Origin of the sequence: Actinokineospora diospyrosa (assembly GCF_024171925.1) — a bacterium.
Classification (GTDB): domain Bacteria; phylum Actinomycetota; class Actinomycetes; order Mycobacteriales; family Pseudonocardiaceae; genus Actinokineospora; species Actinokineospora diospyrosa.
Genome location: NZ_JAMTCO010000008.1, coordinates 26181 through 49930, shown reverse-complemented (window position 1 = coordinate 49930; position 23750 = coordinate 26181). Strand labels below are relative to the sequence as shown.

General features: G+C 73.0%; 10 protein-coding genes. 8 read left to right on the top strand and 2 right to left on the bottom strand.

All coding sequences use genetic code 11. The features are described from left to right. Positions 1 to 69: 69 nt before the first annotated feature. Positions 70 to 1746 carry a DUF2628 domain-containing protein gene (locus LV75_RS16325; protein ID WP_253887768.1) on the top strand — a complete coding sequence of 559 codons (1677 nt, stop codon included), beginning with the start codon at positions 70 to 72 and terminating at the stop codon, positions 1744 to 1746. A gap of 133 nt (positions 1747 to 1879) precedes the next feature. Here the strand turns inward: LV75_RS16325 and LV75_RS16320 are convergent, their stop codons facing one another. Further along, positions 1880 to 2632 carry a TIGR04222 domain-containing membrane protein gene (locus tag LV75_RS16320; protein WP_253887767.1) on the bottom strand — a complete coding sequence of 251 codons (753 nt, stop codon included), beginning with the start codon at positions 2630 to 2632 and terminating at the stop codon, positions 1880 to 1882. Positions 2633 to 3049: 417 nt separating this feature from the next. On the opposite strand from LV75_RS16320, the gene LV75_RS16315 reads away from it, so the two are divergent. Continuing rightward, positions 3050 to 3505 (top strand): MarR family winged helix-turn-helix transcriptional regulator, encoded by a 456-nt coding sequence (locus LV75_RS16315; protein ID WP_253888133.1) that lies wholly within the window; start codon positions 3050 to 3052, stop codon positions 3503 to 3505. Here the strand turns inward: LV75_RS16315 and LV75_RS16310 are convergent. After that, positions 3475 to 4047, bottom strand: coding sequence for a carboxymuconolactone decarboxylase family protein (locus tag LV75_RS16310; protein ID WP_253887766.1), 573 nt, complete (start codon positions 4045 to 4047; stop codon positions 3475 to 3477). The two genes, LV75_RS16315 and LV75_RS16310, sit on opposite strands and share 31 nt — an antisense overlap. A gap of 562 nt (positions 4048 to 4609) precedes the next feature. Here LV75_RS16310 and LV75_RS16305 point away from each other — a divergent pair. The 6 genes from LV75_RS16305 (at position 4610) to LV75_RS16280 (ending at position 23740) form a co-directional block, all read left to right on the top strand. Then, complete coding sequence (locus LV75_RS16305; RefSeq protein ID WP_253887765.1) at positions 4610 to 9505, top strand: type I polyketide synthase; 4896 nt, start codon at positions 4610 to 4612, stop codon at positions 9503 to 9505. A gap of 1 nt (position 9506) precedes the next feature. Further along, a complete protein-coding gene (locus LV75_RS16300; protein ID WP_253887764.1) occupies positions 9507 to 12710 on the top strand; it encodes a type I polyketide synthase in 3204 nt (1067 codons plus the stop codon). Then, positions 12707 to 20719 (top strand): hybrid non-ribosomal peptide synthetase/type I polyketide synthase, encoded by an 8013-nt coding sequence (locus LV75_RS16295; RefSeq protein WP_253887763.1) that lies wholly within the window; start codon positions 12707 to 12709, stop codon positions 20717 to 20719. The genes LV75_RS16300 and LV75_RS16295 overlap by 4 nt, the downstream gene beginning before the upstream one ends. A gap of 73 nt (positions 20720 to 20792) precedes the next feature. Then, positions 20793 to 21353, top strand: a complete 561-nt coding sequence (locus LV75_RS16290; protein WP_253887762.1) for a carboxymuconolactone decarboxylase family protein — start codon at positions 20793 to 20795, stop codon at positions 21351 to 21353. A gap of 87 nt (positions 21354 to 21440) precedes the next feature. After that, entirely contained in the window at positions 21441 to 22415 is a 975-nt protein-coding gene (locus LV75_RS16285; RefSeq protein WP_253887761.1) for a hypothetical protein, read from the top strand. An 83-nt stretch (positions 22416 to 22498) separates the two neighbouring features. After that, complete coding sequence (locus LV75_RS16280) at positions 22499 to 23740, top strand: MFS transporter (protein ID WP_253887760.1); 1242 nt, start codon at positions 22499 to 22501, stop codon at positions 23738 to 23740. Positions 23741 to 23750: the final 10 nt, after the last annotated feature.

Sequence of the window (23750 nt, the reverse complement as noted above, 5' to 3'; positions counted from 1 at the left end):
GAACGGCCCGCCCCGCCACTATGTGGGGCGCTGTGGCCCGACGAGGGGCCCGCTGTGAAGGGGAGGACTGTGGACGAGACCACGCCGCGGGAGCCGCACGACGAGAGACCGCGGGAGGTGGGTGGCGAGCCGGTCGCCGTACCCCCGTCCGCTCTCGGCTCCGAGCGCCGTCCGGAGGACTCGGAGTCAGCGGACTCGGAGTCAGACGCCGACTCCACCCCGCGGCCTGCCGACACCGAGCCCGTGGCGCCTTTCGAGCCCGACACCGGCCCTATCCCGGTGCAGTCCCCGACAGCCGCGCACACCGCGGGCACCGGTTCGGAGACCGTCGGAGACGTTCCGCTCGGCCCGGCACCGGTCCATTGGCCGCAGCCGGAGCCCACCCCGCCGCCCGCCGTCGACCCGCTCGCCGCCGCGCTCGGCAACGCTTCCCTGCTGGGCATCGGCTATCTCCTGCTGCGCAGGCGTTGGCTCGCTGTCCTCGCGTTCCTGGTCACGATCGGCTACCTGCTGGTCTCCGCGCTCGTGGTCCGCAACGTGTTCTTCCACTTGGTGCTCGTGCTGTGGGCGGGCGCCCTGGCCTGGCACGGTTGGCGGATCGCGGCCAAGAGCGGCCAGGTGCCGAGTCCGCGGCGGCAGCGCGTGATCGGCGTCGCCGCGGTGCTGCCGGTGCTGGTGGTCGTGACGCTGGTGCGCGTGGACGCCGCGGGCATCGAGTCCGACAGCGACGCCGCCCGCGATGGTGGTGACTGCGACAAGTCCGTCGCCGAGGTGGCGCGGCTGTCCTTCGCGCACCGACTCGCCGATCCCCCGCTCGTCGCGCGCGGCGAGCACGCCACGGCTACGTGCCAGCGGCTTGCCGCGTCCGCCGCGTCGCTCAAGACCGGGCTCAACGGTAGGCATGCCGCGCTGGACCAGGGGTTCACCGGTCTGGCGGGTCTTCTGAAGGACGAACCGGCGTACGACAACGTGGTCCGCCACGTGCTGGACGACTTCCTCGCCGAGCTGCCCAAGCGCGAGAACTGCGAGGTCGCCGACGTCACCCAGTGGCTGCGCGACCACCGACCTGAAGGCGACCTGCTGGGCCGCGCTGCCGACGTCGTGCCCGGCCTTCAGCCGAAGGCACTGCTGTCGTGTGCCGACAGCCTCTTGGCGCGGCAGTCGTTGCAACCAGCCCTCACCCGGTACAAGTCGTTGGTCGCGATGTACCCGAACCACGAACTCACACCGCGCGCCAAGGAAGGCGCGCAGAAGGCCCAGTGGGCGATCGAACTGGCGGCCGTGCGGTCCGCGCTCGGTACCTCGACCGGCAGGCCCCGCTACTGCGACGCCGCTCCCCCGTACACGGCCGCGCCACCGCACGCGCCGCCGGGCCGCGCGTACGTCGCGGGCTCGAGCGAGTTCACCGCGCGCCTGCCCGCCGGTTGGGTCGTGGACGACGTCGCGAACGCCACCGTCGTCCTGTGCGTGGGCCCATCCGGTGAGGGCTCAGTGGCGAAGAGCTGCCCCTACATCGAGATCGGCGGGCTCCGCAGGCGCAGCACGGTGTCCTTCCACCGCATCGCGGTCCCGGTGCGCGCCATCGAGCTGACCAGCGGTCGGGTGCTGTCCGACGTCACGCTGGAGATCGGCGGCGCGACCTGCCCGGAGTTCCTCAACACGAGCACGGTGGGCGACGTGAAGGAGAAGGTCGTGCCGACCGACGCCGACGTGCACGCGGCGTTCGCACCACTGGTCAGCCGCTGACCGAATCCGGACCTGTCCGAAGCTAGACCGGGAACCGGTGCTGTCGGGTGCGGTCACCACAGGTGGCCGCACCCGACTCCCGCGACCGGGATTCGAGCGTTCGGCGCACTATCCCTGACGCAGGCGGAAAGCCTCAGTCACCGCCGCCACCGCACCCGCCGCCGCAGGACGAGTCGCCGCCGCCGCTGCAGGATGAACCCGAGCAGCTCCCGCACCCACCGGAGCTACCTGAGGAGTTCTTGGGCCGCCGCTCCAACGTCGACGCCGCGACCGGGTCCAAGTCCAAGGCTTCCCAGACGGGCTGCCCTTGGATCGTCCCGTTCAACCCGAGCGAGGCGACCAACGGGAGCCGCTGCTTCGACCTGACCGCCGATGTCCACACCTCCCGTACCGCCGCCCGCCCGGCTGGAGTCAGCGGCAGTTCACCCCGCTGTACGACCGCCGCCGCCACGAACCCAGCGCCGAGGACCACGCACGCCGCCAGCATGGGCAACTCGGTGAACAGCAGGCCCCCGAACGCCGCGCAGGCCACCGCGAGCACCAGCCACCGCGTCCACCGCGCCTTGCGCCGTGCTTGCGCGGACCGCAGGTAGCCGCGCTCGACCAGCCCGTCCCGCAGTCTCGTGATCGGTTTGCTCTCGGCTCCCGCGCGAACCAGGCTCCCCAACGTCCGCGGCGTCAACCGGCGCACACTGCGCTCCAACGAAGTCCACTGCTCGGTCGGCCCGCTGATCGCGGTAACCGCGCCCCCACGCGATATCCGCAGCACATTGGCATCGAGCATCGCGACGATCGCCACCTCAGCCGCCCGCCCCGGCCCGCCGCTGAGCAACCCCAGCTCCTCGAACCGCAACCCATCCACCGAACCCACCCGTGAAGTCGTCACCGAGCCCCCTTCCCACTCACCCCTGGGGACGTCGCGACACCCGCGCAAGTTCCACACCCACCGCGATTGAGACGGGCTTCGCTCCCCCTCGGGTGGCAGGTGCGGTCCGTCGGCGCCCGCGCCGTCGAAGCGTGGTGACGGCGAGTAATCGGATACCTAGCGTCCACCTCGACGCGGGTCGGTGTCGCGGGGGCGCGTTCGGGCCGACGGTTGACGGTGATCCCCAGCTTCCGGCACGGGTTCGCCGCGACGGCGCTGTCGGTCAGCCGCCTGATCATCCACTTCAGAACGGAATGGTGATCGTCTACGCGGCGGGCGGGTTGTCAAGGCCCGTATCAGAATTCGGGACGGGGCGGGCGGCGGTGGTGCGCATGGGCGGGGCGGCACATAAAGTAAAGGCACTTGACCAAAGGAGAGGTGTTGACCGCCGAGATCCCCGCCTTGTTGGCCATGGCGTTCCGCACCGTCATGGACGAGGTGCACGAGTCCCTTGCCGCGGAGGGGTTCGACGACGTCCGGCCCGCGCACGGCTTCGTCTTCCAGTACCTCTCGCACCGCCAGGCGGGGGCGACCGCGGTCGAACTGGGGGTGCACCTCGGGGTGACCAAGCAGGCCGCGGTCCAACTGGTGGACGAGCTCGAGGCGCGCGGCTACGTGGAGCGCAGGCCGCACCCGACCGACCGTCGCAGCAGGATGGTCGTGCTGGCGCCGCGCGGCTGGGCCTGCGTGGCGAGCGTGGTGCGGCGCTGGAACGAGATCGAGGCGCGCTGGGTCGACCTGATCGGAGCCGATCAGGTCGACCACCTGCGCGCCGATCTCCAGCGGATCGTCACCGCGTCCGGTCAGGCGGTGGCGTTGCGCCCGGTGTGGTGAGGCTCCCAGCGGTGCGCCTCGAACGGGGCGTCGAGCGGGGCCTCGGTCAACCGGTTGGCGAACGTGGACAGCGTGTACGTGCCGACGCCGAGCACCACGTCCAGGGCGTTGCGCTGGTCGTAGCCCGCGGCGAAGAACGCCTCCAGGTCCTCTTTGGACACCCCGCCGCTGGTCGCGAGCACCGCGGTGGTGAACTGCCGTAGCGCCTCGAGCTTGGCGTCGGCCAGCGGCTTGCCCTCGCGCAGCGCCCCGATGACCTCCCCGTCGACCGACTGGCGGGTCATCGTCGCCGAGTGCAGCGCCACGCAGTAGTGGCACTCGACCCGGATCGCGATCGCCATGATGACGACCTCGCGCTGCAGCGCGTCGAGCGACGACCGGTCGAACGCGGCGGTGTTGCCCATGAACGTCGCCAACAGCTCCGGCGACTCAGCGATCCGCGCGACGGGCGAGGGGATGAAACCGAACTTCTTCCGCGCACCCTCGACCATGGGCTTGGAACCCTCGGGCGCGGTCTCGACCGTGTGACTGACGAACGACATGCGGACCTCCTCCTAGTTGTCCCCTCGAAGGCTGCCGGCGCCCCCACAACTAGTCAAGTCGCTTGACTAGTTGTGGGGGCGGACCCACCCGCGCCGGGTGAGCGCACTCGAGTTCGGGCGAGCCACTCCCCCGACGATCCCCGCACGCCGGGTTCGGTGTGCGATCACGATGATTCGCCCATTCGGGTCCACGTTCGCCATCCCCGTGCCGCACGGCGATCGCGACCGGATCCGCCGTTGGCGGCGGGACGGCCCACACCACCGAACGGCGCAATATAGTCAAGTCGCTTGACCGTTTTGGCCGGGGTGGGTAACTTCGTCGCAGAGCGCGACAACGGTGCGACATCCGGGGTGGTGGGACACCCCGAATGGGCGGACCTCCGCGCACACTGAGCCACCGGGGGACATTTTCATCAACGGATAGTCATCTTTGAGCTGCCCATGGCGCGGTCCACGTCCCCCACCGGGACGGTACGCACATCGCCGCGCGCCCGAGCGATTTTGCTTGTTCCTGCCGTGAATCTGCCGCGCCGCTGGTCGGCGCCTGCCTTCGATCACTGGAGTGAATGTGGAGCCGGTCCCGTTACACGCCTGGTTGCGGGAAGCAGTCGCCGAGCTGCTCGACCGCCCGGCGGCCGAGGTCGATCCCGCCGCGCGGTTCGCCGAGCTCGGCCTGGACTCGCTGCGCGCGACCCAGCTGGCCGCCGCGCTCTCGCGTGAGCTGGGCGCGGCGGTGCCGGTCTCCGCGCTGTGGGCCTACCCCTCGGTCGACGCCCTCGCCGCCTTCGTCCGCGACGGCGCGGCCGTGACCAGCGCCGCGGTGACCAGCGCCTGCGCGACCGCCCGCCCGGGTGCCGACGAGCCCATCGCGGTGATCGGCATGGCCTGCCGCTTCCCCGGCGCCGACGACCCCGACGGCTTCTGGGACCTGCTGCGCGGCGGCGTGGACGCGGTGCGACCGGTGCCCGCGCACCGCTGGCCGACCGACCCGGCGACCATGGCCACCGACCAGGCAGCGCTGCTGGCGCAGCCGCTGGACGAGTTCGACCCGCTGTTCTTCGAGATCTCGCCGCGCGAGGCCCAGGAGATGGACCCGCAGCAGCGGCTGTTCCTCGAGGTCGCCTGGGAGGCGCTGGAGAACGCCGGGGTCGCCGACGCGCGGCTGGCGGGGAGCCGGACCGGGGTGTTCGCGGGCGCCATCTGGCGGGACTACGCCGACCTGGCCGGACTCGCCCCCGAGCACACCGCGGCGCACTCGGCCACCGGGCGGGCCGTCAACATGATCGCCAACCGGGTGTCCTACGCGCTGGGCCTGCGCGGGCCCAGCGTCGTGGTGGACACCGCGTGCTCGGCCTCGCTGTTCGCGATCCACACCGCGTGCCAGAGCCTGCGGCTGGGCGAATCGGCGATGGCCGTCGCGGGCGGGGTGAACCTGCTGCTCAGCCCAGCCACCACGGTCGCGCTGACCCGGTTCGGCGGGCTCTCGCCCGACGGGCGCTGCAAGTCCTTCGACGCCCGCGCCGACGGCTACGGCCGCGGCGAGGGCTGCGGCGTCGTGGTGCTCAAGCCGCTGTCGCGCGCGCTGGCCGACGGCGACGAGGTCTGGTGCGTGATCGCGGGTTCGGCGGCGAACAACGACGGTGCCAGCAACGGCCTCACCGCACCGAATCCGCTCGCCCAGCAGGAGGTGCTGCGCGACGCGTACGCGAACGCGGGTGTCGCGCCCGCCGACGTGCACTACCTGGAGACCCACGGCACCGGCACGCAACTGGGCGATCCCATCGAGGCGGCCGCGCTCGGCGCGGTGCTCGGCGCGGGTCGGGAGCGGCCGCTGGTGATCGGGTCGGTGAAGTCGAACATCGGCCACCTGGAGGGCGCGGCCGGGGTCGCCGGGCTCATCAAGGCCGCGCTGTGCCTGCGGCACCGGGAGATCCCGGGGAACCTGCACTTCGAGCGGCCGAACCCGCACATCGCCTTCGACGACCTCGGCCTGCGCGTCCCGGTCGCGGTGGAACCGTGGCCCGACGAACGGCCCGCGGTCGCCGGGGTGAGCTCCTTCGGCTGGGGCGGCACGAACGTCCACGTCGTCCTGCGCGGCTGGTACGACCCGGCACCCGCTCCCCGACCGGTCGCCGCGCCGGTCGAGGCGCCCCGGGTGGCGTTCGTGTGCTCCCCGCACGGGCAGCAGTGGGCGGGCATGGGGCGCGACCTGTTCCGCGCCGAACCGGAGTTCCGCGCCGCGCTCGCCGACTGCGACGCCGCGCTCGCACCGCACCTGGGGTGGTCGGTGCGGCGGCGGATGTTCGCGGCCGACGACGGCGCCGGTGACGCGGTCGACATCGCCCAGCCGATGGCCTTCGCGATCCAGTACGGCATCGCGCGCTGGCTGGACTCCTGCGGGATCCGACCCGACGCCGTGGTCGGCGCCTGCTTCGCCGAGATCACCGCGGCGGTGCTCGCGGGCGTGCTCGACCTCGCCGACGGCGCGCGCCTGGTCCACCTCTACAGCCGCGCGCAAGCCCGGGTGGCGGGCACCGGCGGTGGCATGGCGGCCGTCGAGCTGCCCGCGGTCGACCTGGCCCGGTTCACCGGGCCGGACGTCGTGGTCGCCGCCGAGTACGGTCCCCGCTCGAGCGCGCTCTCCGGGTCGGCAGGCGCGCTCGGCGCGGTGCTCGACGTGCTCAAGGCCGAGGGTGTCCGGTGCGCGATGGTCCGCATCGACGTCGCGGTGCACAGCCCCGAGCTGGACCGCGCCCTCGCGGAGTTCCGGGCCGCCGGGGCGGGCGTCCAGCCGCGTCCCGGCCGGATCCCGATGATCTCCACGGTCACCGGCGAACCGGTGGACTGGCGCGCGGTCGACGGCGACTACTTCGCCGAGAACCTGCGCAGCCCCATCCGGTTGCACCGGGCCGTCGAGGGTCTCGCAGCCGGGCACGGCGTGTTCGTCGAGATCAGCGCCAACCCGATCCTGAGCAGCGCCCTGCGGCAGATCGTGCCGACCGCGGTGGCCACGATGAGCCGCGACGGTGCCGCCGACCCGTTGGGTGAGCTCGCCGCCCTCGGTCTCGGCACACCCGCAGCCGAGCGGGACGAGCTGTTCACCCTCTCCGCGCGGTGCCTGCCCGCCCTGCGCGAACGCGCGTCCCGGGTGGCCACAACGATGACATCCGCGGCGACGACATCCGCAGCGACACCCAGGGCAACGACAGCCCAGACGACAACCACCCGGGACACCCTGGCCGATTTCGCCGCCGCGACGGCCCGCCGCGCCGACGGCGAGCACCGATTGGCCGTCGTCGGCCGGTCAACGGCCGAGGTCGCGACCGCGCTGGCCGCGTTCGGGGCGGACGGGGACGCCGCCGGTGTGCGCGTCGGCGCGAGCGCGACCAGGCCGAAGATCGCCTTCGTCTTCCCCGGCCAGGGTTCCCAGTGGCCGGGCATGGGCCGCGAGCTGCTGCGCCACGAGCCCGCCTGCCACGCCGCGCTGCGCCGGGTCGACGCGGCCATCGCCGAGTACGCGGGCTGGTCGGTGCTCGACGAGCTGACCGGGCCCGGGTCCGCGATGGACCGGATCGACGTCGTGCAGCCCACCCTGTTCGCCGTCCAGGTCGCGCTGGCGGAGCTGTGGCGCTCGTGGGGAGTCACCCCGGACGCCGTGGTCGGCCACAGCATGGGTGAGGTCGCGGCCGCGCACGTGGCGGGCGCGATCAGCCTGGCCGACGCGGTGCGGATCATCTGCGGGCGCAGCGCGCTGCTGCGCGGGGTCAGCGGTCGCGGCGCGATGCTGGCCTGCGAGCTCACCATGGCGCAGGCCGCCTCTGTCCTCAGTGGATACGAGCACGCGGTCTCGGTCGCGGTGAACAACAGTCCGAACGCGACAGTCCTGTCCGGGGACCCCGAGGCGCTGCGCGAGATCGCCGCGGGTCTGGCCCGCGACGGGGTCTTCCACCGCTGGGTCAAGGTCGACGTGGCCTCGCACAGCCCGCAGATGGACCCGCTGCGAGCGGACCTGCTCGAGCTGGCGCGGCCGGTCACCCCCCGCCGCGGGCGGGTCCCGGTGTACTCCACGGTGACCGGTCGGGTCACCGACGGCGCGGACCTCAACGCGGGCTACTGGGTGGACAACCTGCGCGAGCCGGTGCTCTTCGGCGACCAGGTGCGCGCCATGCTCGACGCCGGGACCACCGCGTTCGTGGAGATCAGCCCGCACCCGATCCTGCTCCCGGCGGTCGAGCAGGTCATCGCCGACGCGGACGCGGTGGCCGCGGTGTTCCCGTCGCTGCGGCGCGCCGAACCGGAGCGGGCCACCATGCTCGACTCCCTCGGCGGCCTGACCGTGCTGGGCGTGCCGTCGGCGATGCGCACGCCCGGCAGGCTCGGCACGCGGTTGCCCGCCTACCCGTGGCAGCGGGAACGGTTCTGGCTCGACCACATCGGCTCACCGGGTGCGCCGCGCGGCGTCGGCGCCGGTGGTCACCCGGTGCTCGGGGAGCGGCTCGATTCCCCGATCGACCCCGGGGCCTCCTACTGGCAGCGGGCGCACGGCGATGCCCGCGACGGAGCCGGGGTCATGGAGGTCGTGCTCGCCGCGGTGGCCGAGACCTTCCCTACCGGGGTGGTGGAGCTGTCCGACCTGACGGCGCGCCCGGTCGGCCCCGGCCTGCTCCAGACCGTCGTCCTGCGCACCGGCGAGCACGCCACCGTCCGGGTGTTCGCCCGCGACGGCGCGGACACCACCGAGGTCGCCTCGGCAGCGGTCGAGGTCATCGAGGTCACCGCAGGCGCGGGCACCGGCCGCGCGGACATCGCGACCGCGTTCGCCTCGGCCCTGCGCGGGGTGGCCGCTCAGGCCGGGGAGGGATTCGACTGCGAGCACATCGAACGCGTGCTCGTCCACCGGCGCGACGTGGCACCGGGAAGGCCAGGGGCGCTGGTGCGCGGCGCGGACCTGACTCTCGCCGACGTCGAGGGCGCGCCGCTGGTGCGCGCGATCGGGATCACGTTGGCACGCGCGGAGACCAGGGCCGCGACCGACCCGGCCGCGTTGTCCGCGCGCGACCAGCTGTGCCTGCTCGACCTCGACGACCGGCCGACCGCCGCCGAGCTGATGGTGCGCGAGTGCGTCGCCGAGGTGGCCAAGCTGCCCGCGGCGCGGATCGACCCGGACGGCCCGCTCAAGGCGCTGGGGATCGACTCGATCATGTCGCTGGAGCTGCGCAACCGGCTGGAGAAGCGGTTCGGCACCCGGTTGTCGGCCACCGTCGTCTGGAACTACCCGACCACCCGCGAACTGGCGCCGATGCTGCTCGACCGGATCGGGGTGCCGGTCCGGTCGGCCGCCGAGCCGATGGAGCTCGTCACCGAGCCCGAGCCCGCCTTCGGCGGCCTGGACCTGACCGCCGAAGAACTGCTCGACCGCGAGATCGCCGAGCTATACCAGCGCTTGGAGACCATCTGAGATGAGTGACGGCCACCTGAGCAAGGCGCTCGCCGCGATCCGCGAACTGCGCGCGAAGATCGACTCACTGGAGAACGCCAAGCGGGAACCGATGGCCATCGTCGGCATCGGCTGCAGGCTGCCCGGCGGGGTGCGCTCGCCGCAGTCGTTCTGGCGGTTGCTCGAACAGGGGCGAGACGCGATCTCCGAGGTCCCCGGCGACCGGTGGGACGTCGAGGAGTTCTACGCCGAGGACCCCGCGGTGCCCGGGCGGATGTCGCTGCGGCACGGCGGTTTCCTCGACGGCGTGGACGAGTTCGACCCCTACTTCTTCGGCATCTCGCCGCGGGAGGCGGAGCGGATGGACCCGCAACAGCGGCTGTTCCTGGAAGTCGCGTGGGAGGCGCTAGAGGACGCCGGTCGCACCCGCGCGCAACTGCGCGGCAGCGCCACCGGGGTGTTCGTCGGCACGAACTGCACGGACTACCTGCACCTGCAGCTCGCCGACCCGACCGAGATCGACCCGTACACGATCATGGGCGGGCTCTCCTGCGCCATCGCCAACCGGCTCTCCTACCTGCTCGACCTGCGCGGGCCCAGCCTGAGCATGGACTCGGCGTGTTCGTCGTCGCTGGTCGCGGTGCACCTGGCGGTGCAGAGCCTGCGCAGCCGGGAGACCGACACCGCGGTCGTCGGCGGGATGAACCTCATCCTCTCGCCGATCGCGACCATGGCCCACGCCAAGGGCCTCCCGCTCGCCCCGGACGGTCGCTGCAAGACCTTCGACGCGCGCGCCGACGGCTACGTCCGCGCCGAAGGTGTCTCCGCGATCGTGCTCAAGCGGCTCTCCGACGCCGAGGCCGACGGCGACCGGATCTGGGCCGTGGTCAACGGCTCAGCGGTGAACCAGGACGGGCTCACCAACGGGCTGGCCGCGCCGAACGGGTTGGCGCAGCGCGAGGTCATCGAGGCGGCGTTGCTCGCCGCGCGCGTCGAGCCCGCCCAGGTGACGCTGCTGGAGGCGCACGGCACCGGCACCGCGCTCGGTGACCCGATCGAGGTCGAGTCTCTCGCGGAGGTCTACGGCGGCGCGGGCGAGCCGTGCGCCCTCGGCTCGGTCAAGACCAACCTCGGTCACGTCGAGGCGGGCGCGGGCATCGTGGGGTTGATCAAGGCCGCGCTGAGCGTGCACCACCGCCGCATCGCCCCGAACCTGCACTTCGACTCGCTCAACCCGCACATCTCGCTCGAGGGCAGCAGGTTGTTCGTGCCGACCCGGACTCGCGAGTGGACGGTCGACGACGAGCACAGGCACGCGGCGGTCAGCTCCTTCGGCGCGGGCGGCACCAACGCGCACGTGATCCTCGGCCAGGCGCCCGCCACCGACGCCGCGGAGCCGGTCACCGACGGGCCGTTCCTGATCCCGTTCTCCGGCCGCACACCGCAGGCCCGCCAGGCCGCCGCCGCTGCCCTGCGCGAGCACCTGGCAGACGACCCGGCGCCGTTGCGCGACATCGCGTTCACCGCGGCCCGCAGGAGGACCCAGTACGAGCACCGCGGCGCCGTCGTGGCCGCGACGGCGCAGGAAGCCGCGGCGCGGCTGGACGAGTGGTCGGCGGGCGAGGGGCCCACTGCCGTCGTCACGGGGTCGACCAAGGCGGGCATCGAGCACGGCGTCGTGTTCGTCTTCCCCGGGCAGGGTTCCCAGCGGGCGGGGATGGGCCGCGAGCTGATGCGGCGGTGCCCGGTGTTCCGGACCGCGGTCACCGAGGTCGACGACGCCATGCGCGACTACGTCGGGCACCCGGTCATGGCCGAGGTGTTCGCCGCCGACGACGAGCTGACCCGCATCGACCTCGTCCAGCCCGCGCTGTTCGCCATCGGCGTCGGACTGGCCGCGCGCTGGCGCTCGCTCGGGGTCGAACCCGCCGCGGTCGTGGGCCACAGCATGGGTGAGGTGGCCGCCGCGCACGTGGCGGGCGCGCTGTCGCTGGCGGACGCGGTGCGCGTCATCTGCGGTCGCAGCAGGCTGCTGCGCCGGGTCAGCGGACAGGGATCGATGCTGGTCGTCGCGCTGCCGATGGCCGAGACCGACGCCCTGCTCGAGGGCTACCGCGACCGGGTGTCGGTCGCGGTGTGCAACAGCCCCACCTCGACCGTCGTGTCCGGTGATCCCGCCGCGCTCGAGGAGATCGCGACCGCGCTGCGGGCCGGGAACGTGTTCTGCAAGCCGGTGCGGGTCGACGTGGCCTCGCACAGCCCGCAGATGGACCCGCTGCGCGAGGACCTGCTGACCGAGTTGGACGCGATCGCGCCGACGCGGGCCACGGTCCCGATCCTGTCCACGGTCACCGGCCAGGTGTGCGTCGGCACCGAGTTCGACGCCGGGTACTGGGTGCGCAACCTGCGCGAGCCGGTGCTGTTCTGGGACGCGGTGACGCGGCTGATGGACCTGGGCAACGGCGTGTTCGTCGAGATGAGCCCGCACCCGATCCTGCTCTCCGCGGTGGAACAGGGCTTCGAGGCCACCGACCGGGCCGGGGTGCTGATCCCGTCGATGCGCCGCGACGAGCCCGAGGACCGCGCCACACTGATGGGCTTGGCGGCGCTTCAGTGCGCGGGGGTCGCCGTCGACCAGGACCTGCTGTTCCCCGCGTCCGGGCGGGTGGTGTCGCTGCCCGGCTACCCGTGGCAGCGGGAGCGCTTCTGGTTCCGCGAGTCCGGACCGCGCCACGTCCAGGGTGCGCCGCTCACCCGGCCCCCGGTGGTCGCTCAAGCACCGACGGCGCGCCCGCTGGTGGCAGACGGGGGTGCCCGGCGCGAGCAGGTCCACGACACCGTCCTCGACGCGGTCACCGCCGTGCTCAAGCTCGACCGGGCCCGCGTCGACCCGGGGGCCGGTTTCTTCCAGCTGGGCATGGATTCCTTGCTGGCGGCGCAGGTCCGCGCCCGCCTGGAGATCGCGTTCGGGCGCAAGCTGCCCGCGACGGTGATGTTCGAACATCCCACCTCCGACAGCCTGGCCGCCCACCTCGCGGACCTGCTCGACCCGACCAGCACACCCGATGTGGGCACTGTGCCCGCTGTGCCCAGATCGGAGCCCGCGCCCACCCGCGTGCCCGAACCGGTGGCCGAGCCGCTCGCCGACGACCTGACCGAAGCCGAACTCCTGGCCATCCTGGCCGCCGAGGTGCGCGCCGCACGCGCAGCAGGGAGCACCCGATGACCGCGCCCGAGACCGACGACCGGCACCAGTTGCTGGTGCAGAGCGTGGTGGAGATCCGCAAGCTGCGCGCGCGGATCGCCGAGGCCGAGCGGGCCAGGTCCGAGCCGATCGCGATCGTGGGCATGGCCTGCCGGATGCCCGGCGGTGCCGACACCGCGGCGTTCTGGGAACTCCTGCGCTCCGGCGGCGACGCGATCACCGAGGTGCCGGACTCCCGCTGGGACACCGGGCGGTTCTACGACCCGGCACCGGAGACCCCCGGGCGGACCTACACCAAGCGCGCGGGCCTGCTGTCCGATGTGGACCAGTTCGACGCGCCGTTCTTCGGTGTCTCGCCCAAGGAGGCGGCCACCCTCGACCCGCAGCAGCGGCTGGTGCTGGAGGTCGGCTGGGAAGCGCTCGAGGACGCCGGGATCCGGCCCGACGACCTCGCCGGGAGCAGGACCGGGGTGTTCCTCGGGGTCACCAACAACGACTACGGCCAGCTGCAGATGCAACAGGTCGACCCGGCGGAGCTGCGGGCGCACGCGTTGACCACCAGCGCCTCCACCTTCGCCGCGGGCAGGCTGTCCTACTGGCTGGGGCTGTCCGGGCCGAGCCTGTCGGTGGACACCGCGTGCTCGTCCTCCCTGGTCGGCCTGCACCTGGCCTGCCAGAGCCTGCGCTCGGGCGAGACGTCCATGGCGCTGGCGGGCGGGGTCAACGTCCTGCTCTCGCCGGAGTGGTTCGTGGTGCTGTCCAAGGCGAACATGCTCGCCCCGGACGGGCGCTGCAAGACCTTCGACGCCGCCGCCGACGGCTACGTGCGCGGCGAGGGGTGCGGCGTGGTCGTGCTCAAGCGGCTCTCGGACGCGCAGCGCGACGGCGACCGGATCTGGGCGGTCGTGCGCGGTTCCGCGGTCAACCAGGATGGGCGCAGCAGCGGCGTCACCGTGCCCAACGCCGTGGCCCAGCGCGCCGTCATCGGTGAGGCGCTCACCGCGGCGGGTGTGCGGGCCGACCAGGTCGGCTACGTCGAGGCGCACGGCACCGGCACTCCCCTGGGCGACCCGATCGAGCTGCGCGCCCTCGACGCCGTCCTCGGCGACCGCGCGGGCGCCGACCCGGTCTGGGTCGGGTCGCTCAAGACCAACATCGGCCACTTGGAGCCCGCGGCGGGGATCGCCGGGCTGATCAAGGCCGCCCTCGCGCTGCACCACGGCGAGATCCCGCCGCACCTGCACCTCACCGAGGTCAACCCCGAGATCGGCATCGAGGACCTCGCGCTGCGCATCCCCACCGCGCTCACCCCGTGGCCGCGCGGGCCCGAGCCGAGGGTGGCGGGGGTGAGCTCGTTCGGTGCCAGCGGCACCAACGCCCACGTCGTCCTCGCCGAGGCGCCACTGGCCGAGCGCCCGGGCGGGACCGTTCCCGAGCGCGCCGCGCACCTGCTGACCTTGTCGGCGAAGTCGCTGCCCGCGCTGACGGCCCTGGCCGAGCGCTACCGCGACCGGCTCGCCCAGACCGCCGATGACGAGCTCGCCGATGTCTGCCGCACCGCCAACACCGGTCGCGCCACCTTCGCGCACCGGCTCGCCGTCGCGGGGGCGACCCCGAAGGAGGTGCACGCCGCGCTCACCGAGGTCACCGCTGGTGCGACGGTGTCGGCCGCCCGCCAGGGCTACGTGCCCGCCGGGTCCCGGACCGAGGTGGTGTTCCTGTTCACCGGGCAGGGCGCCCAGTACGCGGGCATGGCCGGTGAGCTGAACGCGACCGAGCCGGTGTTCCGGGCCGCCCTCGACGAGTGCGACGCGGTCCTCGCACCGCTGCTCGGCAGGCCGCTGCGGTCGGTGCTCGACCCGCTGGAGGTCGGCCTGGTCGACCAGACCCGCTACACCCAGCCCGCCCTGTTCGCCGTGGAGTACGCGCTGGCGCGGCTCTGGCGGTCCTGGGGCGTCGAGCCCGCGGCCGTGCTGGGCCACAGCGTCGGCGAACTGGTGGCCGCGTGCGTCGCGGGCGTGCTCGACCTGCCCGACGCCGCGCGGCTGGCCGCCCGCCGGGGCGCGCTCATGCAAGACCTGACCACCGGCGGCGCCATGGCGGCCGTGTTCGCGAGCACCGAGCGGGTCGCGCCGCTGATCGCCGACATCGCCGAACTCGCCCTCGCGGCGGTCAACGGGCCGGACAGCGTCGTGATCTCCGGGGCGGAGGGCGCGGTCGCCGCGGCGGTGGCACTGCTGGCCGAGCAGGGCATCCGCACCAAGCCGATCACTGTCAGCCGGGCGTTCCACTCGCCGCTGATGGACCCGATGCTCGACGCGTTCGAGGCAGAGGCGTCCACCGCGGACTTCCGGGCGGCGCGGATCCCGCTGGTGTCGAACCTCGACGGCGGTGTGCTGCGCGGCGAAGGCGTGTACAGCGCCGAGTACCTGCGCGCGCACGTGCGCAGGCCGGTCGACTTCCACGCGGGCATGCGCACCCTGTTCGACCTCGGGTACCGGACCTTCCTGGAGATCGGACCCGCGCCCACGCTCACGGGCATGGCGAAGCGGTTCGCCCCCGCAGGTGAGCCGATGGCGTTCCTGCCCTCGTTGCGGCCCCAGCACAGCGACGCCCAGGTGATGCTGGAGAGCCTCGGGGCGCTGCACGTCGCCGGGGTCGCGGTCGACTGGGCGGGCTTCGAGGCGGGCCGGGCCCGCACCCGCGTCGACGTGCCGCTCTACCCCTTCCAGCGCTCGCGGCACTGGTTCACCCCCAGTGCGCCGACCACCGCGAACACCGTGCCTGCCGTGCCCGCTGCGCCCGCCGCGCCCGCCGCGCCCGCCGCGCCCACGAGGTTGCTCGGCAGGCGCGTTCCCTCGCCCCTGGACCTGGTCCAGTTCGAGTCCGTGCTCGACGCCGCCGCGCACCCGTGCCTGGGCGACTGCGTGGTCGACGGTCTACCGGTGATCAACATCGGGGTGTACCTGGAGGCCGCGTTCGCCGCCGCGGCCGAGCTGGTCGGTCCGGGTCCGGCCGCCGTGCGCGACTGCCTGGTGTTGCAGAGCCTGGTGCTCGAGCACGACGAGCGCACCGCCGTCCACCTCGTCGTCGAACCGACGGCCGACGGCGGGCACTCCTTCGACTACTACGGCGAACACGCAGGCGACTGGGTGCGGCACGCGCGAGGTTCCGTCCACACTGGACCGCAGGGTTCCCGCACCGCCGACCTGGACGCCATCGCGGCGCGGCTCGACGACGAAACGTCGGGGGCGGACTTCTACCGCGCGATGTGGCGTCGCCGGGTCTACCTCGGCGCGGCGGCGCAGTGGATCGAGCACATCCACCACACGCCGGGTGAGGCGCTCGCCCGCATGCGCGTGCCCAGGCCGCAGGAGTGCGACCCGTACCTGCTGCACCCCGGGCTGACCGACGCCATGTTCCAGGCGCTGTTCTCCTGCCTGCCCGAAGAAACCCCGTCCGACGCGGTGTTCATGCTCGTCGGCATGGAGCGGTTCGCCTTCCACGGCTACGAACCCGACCAGCCGCTCTACACCCACGTCGTGCTGCACCCGGCCGCGGACCCGACCGCGATGCTCAACGCGACGGTTCGCCTCTTCGACGCCGCGGGCACCCCGGTGGCCGAGGCCGAGGGCGTCTACCTCAAGCGCGCGCAGCGGTCGAGCATGCTGCGCACCCAGGCGCCCGCCGAGGCCGTGCCGACCGCCCGCAGGCACCCCGCCGGATCCACCGCGTCCACCAGATCCACCGCGGACATTTCTGACCCACGGGCGGACCTGCTGGCGGCCTCGGCCGCGGACCGGCCGGGCAAGGTGGCGGCCGTGCTGGCCGCGGTGGTCGGCCGCGCGCTCGGTGCCCGCGCCGAAGACCTCGACGTGCACGAACCGCTGCCCAACCTGGGGTTGGACTCGCTGATGGCGTTGGAGGTCAAGGACGAGCTGTCGGCGCGGTTGGGGATCGCGCTCCCGCTGGTGGCGTTCCTGGAGGGGCGCAGCATCACCGGCCTCGGCGAGGAGGTCCTCGGCCTGCTGGGCGCGCCGACCGAGCCCACCGAGCACGCAGGCAGCCCGCGACCCGCGGCCCTGGTGGCCGACCGGGACAACCGCCACGAGCCGTTCCCGCTCACCGACCTGCAGCAGGCCTACCTGGTCGGCCGGTCCGGGGCGTTCGAGCTCGGCGACGTCTCCACCTACTTCTTCCTCGAGGTGGACGTCGAGGTCGACCTCGACCGGCTGCAGTCCGCACTGCGCGCGATGATCACCCGGCACGACCAGCTCCGCGCCGTGGTCAGCCCCGAGGGCTGGCAGCGGGTGCTGCCCGAGGTCGAGGACTACGTCATAGGGGTGACCGACCTGCGCGGCGTGCCGGAGCAGTCCGACCGGCTCGCCGAGATCCACCGCGAGCTCGAGGACCAGGTGTTCGACACCGCGACCTGGCCGCTGTTCGACATTCGGGCAACCCGGCTCGACGAGACGACCACCAGACTCCACATCGGACTCGACGCGCTGATCATCGACGCCTGGAGCACGTCGCTGCTGTTCAAGGAGTGGGCGGCGGCCTACCGGGGTGAGGTCGACTCGCTGCCCGAGCTGGAGATCACCTACCGCGACTACGTGACCGCGGCTGCCCAGATCGATAGCCCGGCTGCCCGGGACTACTGGAAGGACCGGATCGCCACCCTGCCGCCCGCTCCCGAGCTGCCCCTCGCGGTCAGCCCGGCCTCGATCGGCACGCCGCAGTTCACCCACCGCTCCACCCGACTCGACCCGGCCACGTGGTCGGCGTTCAAGCGCACCGCACAAGAGCACGGCGTCACCGCGTCCGCGGCGTTGGCCACTGCCTACGCCCAGGTGCTCGCGGCGTGGAGCAAGTCCGGTGACTTCACCCTCAACGTGCTGTTCTTCAACCGGATCCCGCTGCACCCGCAGGTCCCCGACGTGGTCGGCAACTTCAGCGCTACGACGCTCCTGGAGGTGCACAGCGCCGCCGACGAGGCGTTCGCCGCGCGCGCTGACCGCGTGCAGCGGCAGCTGTGGACGGACCTGGAGCACAGCGCGGTTTCCGGTGTGGAGGTGCTGCGCGAGCTGAACCGCACGCGCGGTACCTCGGGTGCGGCGGGCATGCCGGTCGTGTTCGCCAGCATGGTCAACTTCTCGGCGCGCGACGACGAGCCCGCCGCCACCGGGTTGGCCCAGCACCTGGCCGGGCTCAGCCCGCGCGGTCGCGAGGTCTCCAGCTCCATCCGCACGCCCCAGGTGTGGCTCGACCACCAGGTGGTCGAGGACAAGGGGGCGCTGCTGGTCAACTGGGACGTCGTCGAGGCGCTGTTCCCCGAGGGGGTGGTGGCGGCGATGTTCGCCGCCTACGTCGAGGTGCTGCACGAGCTGAGCGAGGACCCGGCGGCGTGGCGGCGCCCGGCGCCGGTCCTGGTCCCGCCCGCCGACCTGGCCGTGCGCGCCCGGGTCAACGCGACCGACGCCGACCTGCCCACCGGGCTGTTGCACGGCCCGTTCCTCGAGCGCGCCGCCGCCCGGCCCGACGACGTCGCCGTGCTCGCCGCCCGCACCCTGACCTACGGGGAGCTCGACGCGCGGTCCAACCAGGTCGACCGGTGGCTGCGGGCCAACGGGGTCACCCCCGGCGCGCTCGTCGCGGTGGTGATGGACAAGGGGTGGGAGCAGGTCGTGGCCACCCTCGGTGTCCTCAAGGCCGGGGCCGCCTACGTGCCGGTCGACGCGGGTGTGCCCACCGAACGGCTGCGCACGCTGCTGGAACTCTCCGGTGCCGCGGCCGTGCTGACCCAGTCCGCGGTCGAGCGCCAGACCTCGTGGCCCGAGGGCACGGTCCGGCTCAGCGTCGACCTCGACTCGGCCGAGGGCACCGGAGCGCTGCCCGCCACCGCGGTCACCCCGCGCGACCTGGCGTACGTGATCTTCACCTCCGGCTCCACCGGGGTGCCCAAGGGCGTGATGATCGAGCACGCCGCCGCGCTCAACACCATCCACGACGTCAACGACCGGTTCGAGATCACCGCCACCGACCGCGTGCTCGGCCTGTCCGCGCTGAACTTCGACCTGTCGGTCTACGACGTGTTCGGAGCCCTCGCCGCGGGTGCCGCGGTGGTGCTGCCCGAGCCTTCGGCCCTGCGCGAGCCCGCCCGGTGGGCCGAGTTGGTGACCGAACACCGGGTCACCGTGTGGAACAGCGTGCCGACGCTGATGGAGATGTTCACCGAGCACGCGCTGGCCGCTGGGCTCACCGACCTCCCGGTGCGCGTGGTGATGATGAGCGGGGACTGGATCCCGGTCACCCTGCCCGGCCGCGTCCGCACCCTGCTGCCGCGGGCGGGTGTGTGGAGCCTCGGCGGTGCCACCGAGGCGGCGATCTGGTCGATCCTGCACCCGATCGGCGACGTCGACCCGGGCTGGACGTCGATCCCCTACGGCACCCCGATGCGCAACCAGCGGTTCCACGTGCTCAACGACGCGATGCGCCCGTGCCCGACCTGGGTTCCCGGGCAGCTCTACATCGCGGGCGTCGGCCTGGCCCGCGGCTACCTCGGCGACCAGGCGCGCACCCGGGCGAGCTTCGTGCGGCACCCGGTCACCGGCGAACGGCTCTACCGCACCGGCGACCTGGGCCGGTACCTGCCCGACGGCACCATCGAGTTCCTCGGCCGCGAGGACTTCCAGGTGAAGGTCAACGGGTTCCGGATCGAGCTGGGCGAGGTCGACGCGGCACTGCTGCGCAGGCCAGGCGTCCGCGCCGCGGTCGCGGCGGCGGTGGGCGAGCGGCACGCCAAGCGGCTGGTCGCCTACGTCGTGGGTGATGCCGTCGACGAGGCCGACCTGCTCGCCGGGCTGCGCGCGGAGCTGCCCGAGTACCTCGTGCCATCGCGGGTCGTCGTGCTCGACTCGCTCCCGCTCAGCGCCAACGGCAAGGTCGACCGCGCCGCGCTGCCCGCGCCGGACGCCGCCCCGGTCGGGGCCGCGGGCACCAGCCCGCGCGACGCGGTCGAGGTCCGGCTCGCCGAGATCTGGGCCGAGTTCTTCCCCACCGCCGAGATCGGCATCGACAGCCACTTCTTCGCGCTGGGCGGGGACTCGCTGCTCGCCGTCCGACTGATGTCGAGAGTCCGCAGTGGACTGGGCCAGTCGCTCCCGCTGGCCACCCTGTTCGCCCGGCCCACCATCGCCCAACTCGCCGAGGCGCTGCGCGGTGCGACCCAGCACGACCGCCGCGCGCTGGTGCCGATCCGCGCGAGCGGGCAGCGGACCCCGCTGTTCTTCGCGCACCCGGTCGGTGGCGACGTGCTGTGCTACTCGGCCCTGGCCGAGCTGCTCGGTCCCGACCAGCCGTTCCACGGGCTGCAGACCCCCGACGAGCCGCCCGCCACGCTCCCGGCCATGGCCGCGCACTACGTCGAGGCGATCACCGCCGCCCACCCCGGCCCGTACCGCCTCGGCGGCTGGTCGATGGGCGGGGTACTGGCGGTGGAGATCGCCCGCCAGCTGGCCGAGGCGGGCCGCGCGATCGAGCTCGTGGCGGTGGTCGACCTGGTGGAGGCGCCCGGCTCCGGGCACGAGGTCGACGAGTCGACGCTGCTGTCCTGGTTCGCCCGCGACCTCGCGGGCCTGGCGGGCCGCGACTGGACGCCCGCCGGGTTCACCTCCCTGCGGGAGTTCTACGACCGGGCTCGCGCGGAATCCGTGCTGCCGCGGGACGTCGACCTCGACACGCTCACCGCCATCGTGGACCGCTTCTCGCGCAACTACCGCGCCCTGCTGGCCCACCGACCGCGCCCGTACCCGGGCCCGGTCCTGGTGCTGCGCGCCCGCGACGGCGCGACCGCCGAGGTCACCTCGGCGTGGCTGGCCCTGTTCGGTCCCGGCAGCGAGGTGGTCGACCTCGAGGGCGACCACTACAGCGTGATGCGGCCGCCGCTCTTGGCCGCGTTGGCCGACCGGCTGCGCGCGGCACTGCCGCCGTGCGGGCGGACCACGAGTACCGACGAGGAGGCCCGCAGCTAGCCGCGACACCGCCGAGAACCCGCTTCCCCCACGGTCAAAGAGAGAATCCAGTCGTCCCAGGAGGACACCCCCGATGAGCCAGTTCGTCGCACACACCCCCGAGACCGCCCCCGCGAGCTCGAAGCCCATGGTCGAGGGCTCGCTGAAGAAGTTCGGCTACGTCCCCGCGCCGGTGGCCAACATGGCCACCTCGCCGGAACTGCTGGGCACCTTCATGGGCAACATCGGCGCCTTCGACAAGACCACGCTCACCACCATGGAGCGCGAGGTCGTCATCATGGCGATGGCCACCCACGTCGAGTGCCACTACTGCGTCGCGATGCACTCCACCATGCTGGCCGGGCAGGAGGTCGAGGCCGCGGTCATCGACACGCTGCGCGAGCGCAAGCCGCTGGCCGACAGCAGGCTGGAGGCCATCCGCCAGTTCGCCCTCGCCGTGATCACCAAGAACGGCGGCGTCGCGCCCGAGGAGCTCGAGGCGTTCCTCGCCGCGGGCTACACCCGGCGCAACGCGCTGGAGGTCGTGCTGGGCATCGGCACCTACACCATGTCGACCTTCGCCAACCGGCTCACCGGCGCGAAGCTCGACGCCGCGTTCGAGAGCTACCGCTGGGAAGGCCACTCGGCGCACTAGCCGGGTCACGGTTCACGGGCGGTCCCGGCGCAGCGGCGCTGGGACCGCCCGCTCACACGGCACGTCCACACCACGGCAGGGGAACCCATGAACAGCAGAAGAATCCGCAAGATCCTCTTATCGACCGCTCTACTCGCCTCTTGCGCCACCGCGTGCACCGCGGCGGCCGCTCAGGACTCGGGGCACGGCGGCCACGGCAACAACGACATCATCGTGGAGAACCGCGCGTCCCTGGGTGACGGCTACGTCCAGACCGTCTACTCGAAATCGTCCAACGGTACCCCGACGATGATCGGCATCACCGTGGACGACGCGGCCGCCAGGTCGCTGCCGACCTTGCCGCTGCACGACGGCAACACCTGCTTCGACAAGGACGGCAACGGCACCGTCGACCCCGTGTCGGAGTGCAAGAGCGGGCACGAGCGGGTGCTGTGGTTCCCGAAGCTGCAGGGCCTGCCCTTCCAGTGGATGATGTTCAACTGGCAGCCCGGCGGGCACGGGCCGGAGCACGTGTTCGACAAGCCGCACTTCGACCTGCACTTCTTCATGCAGGACTACTACGCGCGCAACGCCATCCGCACCGGCCCGTGCGGCGCGGTGCTGATCAACTGCGTCGACAACGACAAGGCCCTGCGCCCGGTCCCGGACCCGTACAAACCGCTCGGCTTCGGCGCTCCCGGCGCGGCGGGCCGGATGGGCAACCACATCGCCGACCTCAGCGCGCCGGTGCTCAACGGCGGCCCGTTCACCCAGGCCTTCGTCTACGGTACCTACGACGCGCACATCACCTTCTGGGAGACCGTCTTCGCCACCGACTGGCTCAAGACGACCAAACCCGCGCGCGACTGCATCCCGCTGAAGTGGGCTCCGCAGGTCGAGCAGAGCGGCTTCTACCCGCGCCGCTCGTGCGTGAGCTACCGCCAGCGCGAGCGCGACTACCTGATGACACTCGAGGACTTCGCCTACCGCACCGCACCCGCCGGTGCCGTGGCGCCCAAGTGGGAACAGAGCAGCACCGTGCCGCCCGGCGCCCCCGAGCACCACGGCCACGGCACCGGCTGACCGGACACCACCCGGTCCCGCCGGGTCGACCAGTCCCGCACCGGTGCCCGGCACACGCGGTGCGCCCGATGAGAGGAAGCCCAGTGATCGCTGACCAGACACCGGCCCCGTCAGCGGCGGCGCTCGCCACCGCGGCCTTCGCGCAGCGCCGTGCGGTCGCGGGTCTGTTCGCGAGCCAGCTCGTCGGCGGGGTCGGGTTGGGCATCGGGATCGCGGTCGGCGTGCTGTTCGCGGCCCGGCTGGTCGGTCCGTCGCAGGCCGGGCTCGCGGGCAGCGCGATGGTGGTCGGCTCAGCCGTCCTGGCCCCGGTGGTGGCCGCGCTCATGCGCGACCGGGGCAGGCGGGTGGGACTGGCCGCGGGCTACCTGGTCGGGGCGGTGGGCGCGGCGCTGCTCACCACCACGGCCGCCACCGGCTGGGTGGTCCTGCTCTACCCCGCGATGTTCTGCTTCGGCGCCGCCACGACGTCCAACTTCCAAGCCCGCTTCGCCGCCGTCGACCTGGCCGACCGGGCGGGCCGCGGCCGCGCACTGTCCACAGTGGTGTGGGCGACCACCGTCGGCGCGGTGGCGGGCCCGGCGATCTCGGCCGCGGTCGACTCCCTGTTCCAGGGGTGGCACGCGGCGGCGATGGCGGGCCCCTTCGTGCTCAGCGGCCTGACCTTCCTCACCGCCGCGGTCATCGTGCTGGTCGTCCTGCGCCCCGACCCGCTGTTGCTGGCCCGCGAACTGGGGCTGGCGGGCGAGGGCCCCGCGGTGGGCGTCCGCGCGGCCCTGCGCACACTGCGGACGCGCCCACCCGCCCGCCTCGGCCTGCTGGCGGTGGTGACCGGGCACCTGGTCATGGTGTCACTGATGTCAATGACCCCGGTTCACCTCGACCACGGCAGCCTGGGCGTGGTCGGCCTGGTCATGAGCACCCACCTCGCCGGGATGTTCGGGCTCTCCCCCGTCATCGGCTGGCTGGGCGACCGCTTCGGCAGGCGTCCACTGCTCGCCGCGGGCGCCGCGGGCCTGCTCACCGCCTGCCTACTGGCCGCGGCCGTCCCGCACAACCCGGCCCTGCTGACGGTCGCCCTGGGCCTACTGGGCCTGTCCTGGAGCGCAACCCTCATCGGCGGCTCGACGCTACTCACCGAGTCCCTCCCCGCAGAAGTCCGCCCCGCCGCGCAGGGCCTCACCGACCTCCTGATGGGCCTCGCAGGCGCCGCAGGCACAGCGCTGGCAGGCCTCGTCCTGGCCCAAGCGGGCTACCCAACCCTCGCCCTGTCCTGCGCCGCCGCAGTGGTCGTCCTCACCACGACCGCCATCGTCCAAACCCGCTGAGCTCAGGCGG